This window comes from Streptomyces coryli, from assembly GCF_011044975.1.
Classification (GTDB): Bacteria; Actinomycetota; Actinomycetes; order Streptomycetales; family Streptomycetaceae; genus Streptomyces; species Streptomyces coryli.
Map to the genome: position 1 here is coordinate 23,726 of NZ_JAAKZV010000060.1, position 12,273 is coordinate 35,998.

Annotated in this window: 9 protein-coding genes; 4 read left to right on the top strand and 5 right to left on the bottom strand. The window is 68.7% G+C overall.

The features are described from left to right. The first annotated feature begins 38 nt into the window (after positions 1-38). Both G5C51_RS15925 and G5C51_RS15930 read left to right on the top strand, forming a co-directional pair. Entirely contained in the window at positions 39-1,586 is a 1,548-nt protein-coding gene (locus G5C51_RS15925; RefSeq protein WP_165237743.1) for a hypothetical protein, read from the top strand. 128 nt (positions 1,587-1,714) lie between these two features. Next, a complete protein-coding gene (locus G5C51_RS15930; RefSeq protein ID WP_165237745.1) occupies positions 1,715-2,872 on the top strand; it encodes an acyl-CoA dehydrogenase family protein in 1,158 nt (385 codons plus the stop codon). Positions 2,873-2,937: 65 nt separating this feature from the next. Here G5C51_RS15930 and G5C51_RS15935 read toward each other — a convergent pair whose 3' ends face one another. After that, the gene (locus tag G5C51_RS15935; protein ID WP_165237747.1) at positions 2,938-4,137 is read right to left on the bottom strand and encodes an LCP family protein; all 1,200 of its coding nucleotides are present in this window, start codon (positions 4,135-4,137) and stop codon (positions 2,938-2,940) included. 129 nt (positions 4,138-4,266) lie between these two features. On the opposite strand from G5C51_RS15935, the gene G5C51_RS15940 reads away from it, so the two are divergent. Beyond that, positions 4,267-4,779: an acyl-CoA thioesterase gene (locus G5C51_RS15940; protein WP_165237749.1), complete on the top strand. Its 513-nt coding sequence runs from the start codon at positions 4,267-4,269 to the stop codon at positions 4,777-4,779. Between the two features lie 3 nt (positions 4,780-4,782). Here G5C51_RS15940 and G5C51_RS15945 read toward each other — a convergent pair whose 3' ends face one another. Then, positions 4,783-6,198 carry an LCP family protein gene (locus G5C51_RS15945; protein ID WP_165237751.1) on the bottom strand — a complete coding sequence of 472 codons (1,416 nt, stop codon included), beginning with the start codon at positions 6,196-6,198 and terminating at the stop codon, positions 4,783-4,785. A gap of 120 nt (positions 6,199-6,318) precedes the next feature. Here G5C51_RS15945 and G5C51_RS15950 point away from each other — a divergent pair, with 120 nt between their 5' ends. Further along, positions 6,319-7,368 (top strand): glycosyltransferase family 2 protein, encoded by a 1,050-nt coding sequence (locus G5C51_RS15950; protein WP_165237753.1) that lies wholly within the window; start codon positions 6,319-6,321, stop codon positions 7,366-7,368. 63 nt (positions 7,369-7,431) lie between these two features. Here G5C51_RS15950 and G5C51_RS15955 read toward each other — a convergent pair whose 3' ends face one another. The 3 genes from G5C51_RS15955 to G5C51_RS15965 all read right to left on the bottom strand — a co-directional run bounded on the left by G5C51_RS15955 (position 7,432) and on the right by G5C51_RS15965 (position 12,209). Next, entirely contained in the window at positions 7,432-9,135 is a 1,704-nt protein-coding gene (locus G5C51_RS15955; RefSeq protein WP_165237755.1) for an LCP family protein, read from the bottom strand. 57 nt (positions 9,136-9,192) lie between these two features. Continuing rightward, a complete protein-coding gene (locus G5C51_RS15960; protein ID WP_165237757.1) occupies positions 9,193-10,866 on the bottom strand; it encodes an LCP family glycopolymer transferase in 1,674 nt (557 codons plus the stop codon). Positions 10,867-11,084: 218 nt separating this feature from the next. Next, entirely contained in the window at positions 11,085-12,209 is a 1,125-nt protein-coding gene (locus G5C51_RS15965; RefSeq protein ID WP_165237759.1) for an LCP family protein, read from the bottom strand. Between the last annotated feature and the right edge of the window lie 64 nt (positions 12,210-12,273).

Consider the following 12,273-nt stretch of genomic DNA (forward strand, 5'->3'; position numbering starts at 1 on the left):
AACGCCTCAACTCCCAACCGAAAGGGGCCCGCTCACCCATGGGTAAGCGACGCGCGCCCAAGCGCACTGCCGGCCGCCGGATCATGACCACCGCCGCTGCGACCACCATCATGGGTGGCTCGGTCATCCTGTCGAGCACAGCCGCCATCGCGGCGGACAACCCGGAGCCGACGGCGAGCCAGGAGACGGCGGCGACGCTGCCGGACACGCCGCGGACGTATGAGGCGCTGCAGGCCGTGGTGGATGCGGCGGTCAAGGACGGGCCCCACGCCCGGATGACCCACCACGTCAGCCAGGCGAAGCAGGCGGCCGGCGCCGGGGACACGGAGAAGGCGCACCAGGAGCTCGCGAGCCTTGCCACGCTCGCCGGCAATACGCCGATGGACGCCGGCTACCGCCAGGTGATCATCGCCGGTGCCAAGCAGCTGCAGACCCAGCTGCCCCCGGTCGAGCTGCCGAAGCCGGTCCCGGACACCCCGAAGACGTACGAGGAGCTGCGGGCCGCGCTGGACAAGGCACTTGAGCTCCAGCACGTATCGCATGGCGATCACGGCCGGATGGCGTCGCAGCTGAGCCGGGCGCAGAAGGCCGCCGACGCAGGCGACCCGGGCAAGGCGTACGAGGAGCTCAAGAGCCTTGGCGAGCATGCCGCCCGCGCGGTCCACGACGAGACGTACCGCACGCTCATCGTGGACGGCGCCAAGAACCTGCGGGAGCAGCTGCCGCCGGTCGAGCTGCCGGAGCCGATAAGGACCCCGCGCAGCTACCAGGACATGCGCGACCTGCTGAACAAGGCGCACGGCAAGGGGCACTTGGACAAGACCGAGCTCGGCCGGATGACCTACCGGGTCACCCAGGCGGAGACGGCCGAGAAGGCCGGGGACAAGGACACGGCGTACGAGCGGCTGCAGGCCGTCATCAAGACCGCCGGTGTGGTGACGGACGAGGCCTACCGCCAGTCGCTCGTGGACGGTGCCAAGTACCTGCAGGAGCGGCTGAACCTGGAGGAACTGCCGCAGCCGATCATGACGCCGCACAGCTACAAGCAGCTGCTGGCCGTCCTGGGCGAGGCGAAGGAGAAGGGCCACCTCTCCGACGGCGACCACCAGCACCTGGCGAAGCTCGTCCGCGAGGCGCGTAAGGCCAAGGTCGGCGGCGACCCGGAGAAGGCGTTCGACAAGCTCGAGAGCGTGATCAAGGACGCCACGAAGGTGACGGACGCGGCGTACCGCCAGGCCACCGTCGACGGCGCCAAGTACCTGCAGAGCAAGCTGCCGGAGACCGACCCGGGCACGGACCCCGGCACCGACCCGGGCCACGGTGGCGACCACGGCAACGGCGGCGACCACGGCAACGACGCCGGCTCCGGTTCGAAGCCCGGCGCGAACAACGGCAACGGAACCGGCAACGGCAACGGAACCGGCACCTCCATCCAGACCACCGCCACCAAGCCCACCACCGGCGACCTCGCCCACACCGGCACCGACGGCACCGCCGCCCTCATCGGCGGCGCCGCCACCCTCACCGCCCTCGGCGCGGCCGCCGCAGCGTACGCCGCCCGCCGCCGCGTACGCCTGCCGCAGTAAGCGGTAGCCCGCCCGGGCACGGGCCTACGCGGCGTGCGCAACGTCACGTAGGCCCGCTGTCCCGGGGCGCTCTACCATCGTTGCGTTACTTAACGGTAGTTAGCAGGCAGCGTGGAGTGGAGAGAGCCTTGGCAGGACAGCCCGAATTCGACCTGTACCGGCCGGCCGAGGAGCACGACATGCTCCGGGACGCCGTGCGCTCGCTCGCCGAGGCGAAGATCGCCCCGTTCGCGGCCGAGGTCGACGAGGAGGCCCGCTTCCCGCGGGAGGCGCTGGCTGCCCTCGTAGCGAATGACCTGCACGCCGTGCACGTACCCGAGACGTACGGCGGCAGCGGCGCCGACGCGCTCGCCACCGTCATCGTGATCGAGGAGGTGGCCCGCGTCTGCGGCTCCTCCTCGCTGATCCCGGCCGTCAACAAGCTGGGCTCGCTGCCGGTCATCCTCTCCGGCTCCGAGGAGCTGAAGAAGCAGTACCTGAGCCCGCTGGCCAAGGGCGACGGAATGTTCTCGTACTGCCTCAGCGAGCCGGACGCCGGCTCGGACGCGGCGGGCATGAAGACCCGCGCGGTGCGCGACGGCGACCACTACATCCTCAACGGCGTGAAGCGCTGGATCACCAACGCCGGTGAGTCCGAGTACTACACGGTGATGGCCGTCACCGACCCGGAGAAGCGCAGCAAGGGCATCTCCGCCTTCGTCGTCGAGAAGAGCGACGAGGGCGTCTCCTTCGGCGCCCCGGAGAAGAAGCTCGGCATCAAGGGCTCGCCGACCCGCGAGGTCTACCTCGACAACGTCCGTATCCCCGCGGACCGGATGATCGGCGCCGAGGGCACCGGCTTCGCCACGGCGATGAAGACCCTCGACCACACCCGCATCACCATCGCCGCCCAGGCGCTGGGCATCGCCCAGGGCGCGCTCGACTACGCCAAGGGCTATGTCAAGGAGCGCAAGCAGTTCGGCAAGCCGATCGCCGACTTCCAGGGCATCCAGTTCATGCTCGCCGACATGGCGATGAAGGTCTCCGCCGCCCGCGCCCTGACCTACCAGGCCGCCGCCGCCTCCGAGCGGGTCGACGCCGACCTGACGTACCTGGGCGCGGCCGCGAAGTGCTTCGCCTCGGACATCGCCATGGAGGTCACCACGGACGCGGTCCAGCTCCTCGGCGGCTACGGCTACACCCGCGACTACCCGGTGGAGCGGATGATGCGGGACGCCAAGATCACCCAGATCTACGAGGGCACCAACCAGGTCCAGCGCATCGTGATGGCGCGCAACCTGCCGTAACGGCGCACGCAGAAGGGCCGGGTCCGCTGGACCCGGCCCTTTTCGCGTATCAGCGCGTCACCGCGTCACTTGTCGGTGACGGTGACCTTCTCGTCGTTCTTCACCTGCTCCAGCAGCTGCTTCGCCTTCGCCTCGTCCCACTTCAGGACCGAGCCCGCGCCCGGCATGTTGCCGCCAGGGACGGTGGGCAGGTTCAGCGAGTTGCCGTCGCCGCCGTTCACGGACTTCATCGCCATGAACATCTTCAGCAGCGTGTAAGGCCCGTTGTCCTTGTCCACGACCAGCGTGTCCAGGCCCGCACCCATGGTCGGGTAGAGGCTGAACGGGTTCATGATCGTGCCCGGGCTCGCCGCCTTCTTCGCGATGGCGTTGAGCAGCTTCTGCTGGTTCTTGGTACGGCCCAGGTCGCCGTCCGCGAGCGCGTAGCGGTTACGGGCCATGGCCAGCGCCTGCTCGCCGTTGAGGTCCTGGCAGCCGGCCTTGAAGTCGGCGCCGGAGTTCTTGTCCTTGATCGGCTTGTCGAAGCACATCTCGACGCCGCCGAGCTCGTCCACGATGTTCGCGAAGCCGCCGAAGCCGATCTCCGCGTAGTGGTCCATCTTCAGGCCGGTGTTGTACTCGATGGTGCGCACGAGAAGGCCGGGACCGTCCTGCGAGTACGCAGAGTTGATCTTGTTCTTGGTCGCCGGGTACTGCTTGCCGCTCTCCGAGCCCTTGAAGGCCGGGATCGTCACGTACCAGTCACGCGGGATGGAGATCAGCGTGTTCCCGTTGTCGCCCTCGTGCAGGATCATCATCGAGTCGGTGCGGTTGCCCTCGGACGAGCCGGTGTGCAGGCGCTTCTTGTCCTCGTCGGACAGGCCCGCGCGGCTGTCGGAGCCGACGATCAGGGTGTTGGTGCCCTCGCTGGAAGGACGGTCCTCGACCTTGCTGAGGTCGACCTCCTTGCGCATCTTGCTGTCGGCCCAGAAGTACGTGCCGAGCGAGACGGCGAGCACCACGACGAGCAGCGTGATGAGGCCTATCTTGATCCGCTTGCCCCAGTTCGGGGCGCGGCGCGGCCCTGCGTCGTACTGGTCGGGGCCGCGGCCACCGCCGCCGCCGTAGACCTGTCCCTCGTTGTAACCGTCGTCATACCGTCCGTAGTCATGCTGCGGCGGCACGCCTGGCCGCTGCGTCGGCATGACGCGCGTGGGCTCCGGCTGCGGGCGCTGCCCACTCCGGTCCCTGCGGTTGTCGTTCCATGCATCCGGCCAGTCGTTCATGCCGTGAAGTCTGCCTTGCTCGGCGTGTCGGCTGGAAGTGGGGTTCTGAATCGGGCAGAGACTGTGGCGAACCTGATGCAGAGCAGGCCAAATATGTCGCTCTGCGGGTCTGTGCATAAGCTGACCGTCATGAACACCAAGCCCACCGAGGCTTCCCGTACGACCCTGTCCCACATCATGACGGGGAACGACACCAACCTCCTCGGCACCGTCCACGGCGGTGTGGTCATGAAGCTCGTCGACGACACCGCGGGCGCGGTGGCGGGGCGGCACTCGGAGGGGCCCGCGGTGACGGTCTCGATGGACGAGATGGTCTTCCTGGAGCCGGTACGGGTCGGGGACCTGCTGCATGTAAAAGCCCAGGTCAACTGGACCGGATCGTCCTCGATGGAGATCGGGGTGCGGGTGCTGGCGGAGCGCTGGAACGAATCGACCCCCGCCAAGCACGTGGCCAGCGCCTACCTGGTGTTCGTGGCCGTCGACGAGGAGGGCAAGCCACGCCCTGTCCCGCAGGCGGAGCCGCAGACCGGCGAGGACCGCCGCCGCCGGCAGGAGGCCCAGATCCGCCGCACCCACCGCCTGGCCCGCCGCCGCGCGATTCAGGAGCTGCGCGCCAAGCGGACCGCCGAGGGCATGGACTGACCGCTACTTGCAGGTCACCTGGTCGCCCGAGACCGCCGAGAACTCACCGAAGGCCTCCGCGTCCAGCACCGGGTCCGCCGGGCGGACCGGGGCGACCTTCTTGAAGTTCTTGCCGAGTGTGACCTGCATCACCGGGCCCTGGCCCGGCTCCTCGCGTAGCACCGAGCCCGGCAGGGCGGCCTGCAGGGAGCGGGCCGACTGGTCGTGGGCCGGGTCGTAGGAGATCACCGTGCGCTTCTCGTCGGCGTCCGCATTGTCCGGCGGCCCTGCGATGAAGCCGGCCTTCGTCAGATCGGCCACCGCCTTGCCGGCCAGACCAGAGCGCCCGGTGCCGTTGCGCACCGCCACCTGGATCTGCTGCGGGGGCACCTCGACGAGGCGGGGCTGAGGGCCCTTCGGGCGCTGCATCAGCAGCGGCTCGTCGGCGCGGATCTTGGCGAAGAGGTTGTCGGCCTTCTTCGTGTCCCACTTGACCGTCTCGCCGACCTCCGGCACCTGGAAGTTCTCGTCCGCGATCGGCACCGTCGCGAACTCCGAGGACTTCGGCGAGAAGTCCCGCATCGCCTCGCCCAGCGACACCATCGACTCGCTGGAGAAGCCGGCATCGGCCCGTACGGACCCCAGCACCGTCGAGCTGACCTCCCGGAACTTCGCCGGGTTCAACAGCCCGCCGGTGCCGCTGAGCTTCGCGATGACGGCGGCCATGAAGCGCTGCTGGCGCTTCATCCGGCTGAGGTCGGAGGCGCCGTCGACGTGCCGGGCGCGGACGTACTGCAGCGCCTCGCCGCCCTTCAGCGTCGAGGTGCCGGCGGGGAGGTCGAGCCCGGAGTGCGAGTCCTTGAGCGGGCGCGCGGTGCAGACGTCCACGCCGCCGATGACGTCGACCGTCTTCATGAAGGCGGAGAAGTCGATCTCCAGGTAGTGGTCGATGTGCACGCCGGTCAGCCGCTCGACCGAGCGGATCGTGAGCGGCGGACCGCCGTGCCCGTACGCCGAATTGAGCTTGCCGGGGTGGGCGGCCAGCTCCTCGCCGAGGTCGTGGTTGGTGTGCGGCGGGAACTTCACGTACGTATCGCGGGGGATGGAGATGACGCTGGCGCGGCGGCGGTCGCCGGAGACGTGCACCAGCATGAGCGTGTCGGTGCAGTTGCAGGGCGCGCCGCCCAGCCGGTACTTCGCCTTCTCCGCGGCCGTGACGCTGTCCCGCCGGTCGACGCCGGCGAGCAGGAAGTTCATGCCCCTGCCGTGCTGCTGCGGGCGGTTGTCGAGGCCGTCGAAGGCGTCCACCCGGTCGATCTTGTGGCCCAGGGTGCCGAGCAGCAGATGCCCCGCACCCCCGAGTACCAGCAGTGCCAGCGAGAGACCGGTGGCGAGCCGGAGCCCCCACCTAGGGCCGGGTGGACGGGACGGCGCGGTCAACGAGAATCCTCCCCAGGAGCCGGTGCGCGGCAGCACAGACCGTCAAAGCTATGTATGCCCGTCCCCCGGCAGGTGGCAGCGCGCCTGGGCATCCCCCGTTCGCGGTAACGTGGCGTGGATATGAACGCGACAGACCACCACGACCAGGCACAGCAGCCGCCGGCCGTTTCCGTGATCATGCCGGTGCTCAATGAGGAGCGGCATCTGCGGCATGCCGTCGAGGCCATCCTGGAGCAGGAGTACCCGGGTGAGCTGGAGGTGGTGATCGCCATCGGCCCGTCCAAGGACCGCACGGAGGAGATCGCCGCCGAGCTGGTCGCCGAGACTGCGTCCCATTCCTGGGGCCGGGTGCATACGGTGCCGAACCCCACGGGCCGCACCCCCGCCGCGCTCAACGCCGCCATCAAGGCCTCCCGGCACCCCATCGTGGTGCGGGTCGACGGCCACGGGATGCTCTCGCCGGGCTACATCGCCACCGCGGTGCGGCTGCTGGACGAGACCGGCGCGATGAACGTCGGCGGCATCATGCACGCCGAGGGCGAGAACGACTGGGAGCGGGCCGTCGCGGCCGCCATGACGTCGAAGATCGGCGTCGGCAACGCCGCCTTCCACACCGGCGGCGAAGCCGCCCCGGCCGAGACGGTCTACCTGGGCGTCTTCCGCCGCGAGGCGCTCGAGCAGCAGGGCGGATACAACGAGGAGTTCATCCGCGCCCAGGACTGGGAGCTGAACTACCGCATCCGCGAGGCCGGCGGCCTGATCTGGTTCTCGCCGGAGCTGCGGGTCTCGTACCGGCCGCGGCCCTCGGTCAAGGCGCTGGCCAAGCAGTACAAGGACTACGGCAAGTGGCGCCACGTCGTCGCGCGCTACCACTCCGGCTCGATCAACCTGCGCTACCTCGCGCCCCCGGCCGCCGTCCTCGGCATCGCCGCGGGCCTCGTGATCGGCGCCGTCCTCACCCCGTGGGGCTGGATCATCCCCGGCGGCTACCTGGCGGCCATCGCCGCGGGCTCCGTACCGGCGGGCAAGGGCCTGTCGGCGAAGGCCCGCGCGCAGATCCCGGTGGCCCTGGCCACAATGCACATGTCCTGGGGCTGGGGCTTCCTCACCAGCCCGAAGAAGCTGGCCAGAAAGGTCATCGCCAGCCGCCGGCCCGCCGTGAAGGCGTAGGGCCGCGCACAAACACCTCGGGGCCGGCACCACACGGTGCCGGCCCCGAAGCTTTGCCTCACATCACCAGATGTACGGCTCGTACACGTCCATGCACGCCTTCTTGTCGTCCCCGGCGTTCAGCGGGTTGGAGCTGTCCGGCGCCTTGTCGCCGCCGTAGGCCTCCGCCTTGCCCTTCGGGTACGACGCGCCCTGGCGCCAGTCCGCGCCCACGACCAGCGTGATGCCGGTCGCCTGCGAGGACTCCCGTACCGCCTGGTCCGGCAGGCCGAGCGCCTTCGCCACCGACTGCGCACCGGCGCGCTGTTCCGCGCCCTTGTACGTGATCGTGGTGTCGGCCGAAGACCGCCGTGTGGTGTCCGACTTGGTGTTGGTGAAGCCGAGGTCCTGCATCCGGTCGGCGACCGCGCCGGCCCGGCCGGTGACCGGGACCTGGGTGACGGTGCCGGTGCCGTTCTGGACCGTGACCTCGACCTCGCCCTTCGGCGGGGCCTGGGCGGGCGGTGCCGACGGCTTCTTCTTCTTGTCCTTGCCGTCGATCGGCTGGTCGGAGCGCAGCCGGTTCCAGATCCAGTCCGCGTCCGGGTTCTTCGGGCGGACCCGGCCGGGGGCCTCGGGGGCGCCGGACTTCCACGGCATCGTGGTCATCGTGATCCGGTCGGTCGGGACCTTCTTGATGTCGTTGGCCAGGTCGTAGAGCTTCTTGACCGAGCCGATCTCCTCGTTGACGGTGAGCGCCTTGGTCGCCGCGGTGGCCAGGGAGCGCAGCTTGCCGGGGTCGGTCAGCTTCGCGCCCGCCTTCAGCTCGCGGACCATGGAGTTCATGTACTGGTGCTGGGCGTGCGTACGGCCGATGTCCGAGCCGTCCTCGAAGCCATGGCGGGTGCGCAGCCACTGCAGCGCCTGCTCGCCCTTGACGACGGTGGTGCCCTTCTTCAGCCGCAGGTGCGACTGCTTGTCATAGATGTTGTTCTTCACGCAGACCGGGACGCCGCCGACCGCGTCCGCCATCTGCACCACGCCGGCGAAGTCGACCATCATGAAGTGGTCGATGTGGATGCCGGTCATCTCCTCCCACGTGGCCACGGTGCAGCCCGGGCCGCCGTGCTGGAGGCTGGAGTTGATGGAGTTCGTGGTGGTGGCCTCGTAGGTCTTGCCGTCCTTGGTCTTGCACTCCGGGATCTTGGTGAGGGTGTCCCGGGGGACGGAGACGACCGAGATGTTGGAGCGGTCCGCCGATACGTGCAGCAGCATCTGCACATCCGCCAGCGGCGGCCGGTCGGCGTCGCCCTTGGCGCCGCCGAGCTTCTGGTTCTCCTTCGAGCCGCGGCTGTCGGAGCCGAGCAGCAGGATGTTCAGCGGGGTCTGACCCGCCGCGTTCGGCGGCTTCTTGTCGACCCGGTTCTGTCCGAGATTGAGCTCATCTTTACGGAGATTGTTGTTCAGGTCCCGATACCAGAGATAACCGCCCGCGGCGGTGGCGAGTATTCCGAGCGCGACCACCCAGGCGAAGAATCGGAGAACCCGCCGCTTTTTGCGCGGCGGCTCCCAATAGTCATCGTCGTAGTAGTAATCGTCGTCGTCGTAGTATCCGTCGTCATAGTCGTCATTCGGGACGAAGCCCCCTCGCCGCGGCGGCGGTAGCCTCCGCCCCCGGGGTCTTTCCTCGTACAGGCTGTCATCCCAGCCGAGATCGCGAGGATCGCGTGCGTAGCCGGAACGCCGGTAGTAATGCGCTCCCTCACCGCGAACGCTGCTGCGGCGCATGGGCCCTCCCAGTCGATGGGTTAGCTGACACGGTCGAATGGCGGTGCGGCCGTGTCCTCACTTGGCACAAATGTTTTTGTCGTCCGCGTTGACGTGCTGCACCCCTTCAGGGGCCTTGTCGGGCGCCTCAATAGGCGTGCCGACACCGGTGAAGTCCTTGCCCAGGGACAGCTTCATCGCTTCCCGGGCGCCGGCGTCGGTCTTCGTCTGCTTCATGGCGCTCTTCGGCAGCCCCATCATGTCGGCCAGGGTCGCTGCCTGGTCGGCCTGATTCGGTGCATAGGTGAGGGTGGTCTTCGCCTGGTTCTGCGTGCCGGCGTCGCCCGCGTTGGTCGACAGCGGTACGCCCTTGTCGGTCTGCAGCCAGGTCAGGACGTTCTGAGCCTGGCCGGTCACGCCACTGCCGTTGTAGACATCGACCCGGACCTCGGCCGCCGGGGCCTTCTTGACCTTCTTCGCCTCCTTCTTGCCCTTCGCACCGCCGTTCAGCGGGCGGTCCGCCTGCAGCATCTTGAACAGGGGCTCGGCCTTCGTCTTGTCCAGCACGACCGTGGCGGGGTCGTCCGGATTGTCCACGACAGGCACCGTTGCGAACTCGATGTTCTTCTGCGGCACCTGCTTGAGGTCGTTGGCGAGCTGCATCAGCTTCTTCACACTGCCGATGCCCGTGTCAACCGTGAGCGCCTTGGTGGCCACCTGGCTCAGGTCGTAGAGCTTCTTCGGATTGGTGAGGGTGCCGCCCGACTTCATCTTCCGCACCAGCGAGCCGAGGAACTGCTGCTGCAGCTCGATCCGGCTGAGGTCGCTGCCGAAGCCGACCGAGTGCCGGGTGCGGACGAACGCCAGCGCGTCCTCGCCCTCCACGACGCTCTTGCCCTTGGGCAGCTTCAGGTGCGACTTCGGGTCGTTGATGGGCTTGGTGGTGCAGACCTCGACGCCGCCGACGGCCGACGACAGCTCCTTGACGGCGTTGAAGTCGGCCATCATGAAGTGGCTGATGTTCAGCCCGGTCAGCTTCTCGGTGGTGTCGATGGTGCAGCTCGGGTCGCGCCCGCTCTGCCCCAGGCTGGTGTTGAAGCGCTGATTCGGGGTGGCGGGGATGGACTTCTCCTCGCCGTCCTTGCGCGACGTGCAGTTGGGGATGTCGACGATCATGTCGCGCGGGATGGACAGCGCGGTCGCGCTCTTGCGGTCCTCGGCCACATGCAGCAGCAGCGTGGTGTCCGCGTGACCGACGCTGCCCGCGTCGCCGTAGCCCTCGTTGCCCTTCCCCGTACGGGCGTCGGTGCCCAGGATCAGGATGTTGACGGGACCGTCGGTGGTGGCCGCGTTCTCCTCGCCGATGTCGTACGTGTTGATGTTGCCGTTGAGCTGCTCGTACAGCACATACGCGCCCACGCACCCGCCCAGCAGCAGGAACGCCATCGTCCCGCCGCCCCACAACAGGGCCTTCTGCTTACGGGTCTTGGGCGGCTTCGGCTTGCGCCGGCTGGGGCGTGCACCCGGGTCCTCGACGGGCCGACGGCGCTGGCCCGGCAGCCGGGGCTCGGCCGGCGGGGCGTACGGGTCGGCGGGCGGAGCGTAGGACTCCGCGTACGGCTCCGGGGACTGTCTCTGCCGAGGCGGTCTCGGTGCGTGCTGGCGCAGCTCATAGCTGCCGGTGTCCGGGTTGAACACCCACTGGTCAGCAGGGTCGACGTCGCCTGCTCGGCCGCGGCCTCGCGCATCCACTGTCGCTCAGGTCCTTCAGTCAGCTTCCCCGAAGGCGCCTCCCCCGAGGGCGCTCAATACGGTCTACTTGCAGTGCAGGCCGTCCCCCATGGAACGGCCAGACCGCTCACACTATCCGCCCACTTCAGCGTCTAGCGACGCCCGTGACAAATTCCACTCGCCTTTACGTCGCGACCACACGGCTCTTACGCCACAGGATTGCCCGTTATTAACCGGGTTTACTTGCAGATGTCATCTGTAGGGCGCGTGCCCTCGAAGGCGGGAGACCCGCCGTCGGGGTCGGTGTCCGCGCCCGGGTCCTCGCCCTGGGCCGGCCGGCTGCCGCCGAGCAGCACCGGGCTCACCTGGCGGGAGACGAAGGGGACTTCGGTGTCCAGGCGGAGCGCGTCGAACAGCTCCTCGGCGTCCGGTTGCACCAGCTCGTCCCGGTTCGTGTCGTAACGGTACGGCTGCCGCGGCACGGTGAGAAAGCGCACGTCCGCCTCCGGTACGTCGCGCAGACTGCGCACCAAGTCGTACATATCGGTCAGCGAGGCCAATCCCGGGTCGGTGGTGACCGACTTCGTGGCGGCGTCGAGGAGCGGGGCGAGGCGCAGCGGGTTCAGCAGCACGCCGTTGGACTTCACCTTGCTGACGAGCGAGGCCAGGAATTCCTGCTGCCGCGCCATCCGGTCCGTATCGCTGCCGTCGCCGAGGCTCTTGCGGGCGCGGACGTAACCGAGCGCCTCCTCGCCCATCAGGGTCTGGCGGCCGGCCTTGAGGTGCAGCTTGGCGGGCTTGTCGTTGATCGCCTCGGGGACGCAGACCTCGACGCCGTTGACGGCATTGACCATGTCCTTGAAGCCGGCGAAGTCGACGATCATGTGGTGGTCGACGCGCAACCCGGTGAGGCGCTCGACGGTGCGGATGGTGCAGGAGGCGCCGCCGTAGGAGAACGCGAAGTTGAACTGGTTCGTCTGGGCGCCGGAGCTGTCGCCGTTCGGGCGGCGGCAGCTCGGTATCCCGGTCATCAGGTCACGTGGGATGGACACCGCGGTGGTGGACCGCCGGTCGCCGGCTATGTGCAGCAGGATCGTGGTGTCCGAGCGCTTGCCGTTGGCCTGGCCGTATTTGCGGTTACGGGCCTCGGTGCGGCTGTCGGAGCCGATGAGGAGGATGTTCTGGGCGCCGGTGGCCGAGGGCTGGGGGCGCTCCTGCTCGTAGCGGAGCAGCTCGCGGGCGGTGGCGGAGTCGGCGTGGATGTTGCCGTCCAGCCGCTCGTACCAGTACCAGCCGGCGCCGCCGGCTATGAGCGTGAGGAAGGCCAGGGCCAGGAGCGGCCAGCGATACCTCCGGCGGTTCATCTTCGGTTCCCCCTTTCCTCGGCAGCCTTGCGCTCTGTCGAGCGTGGGGGCGGGGAGGTGGGGG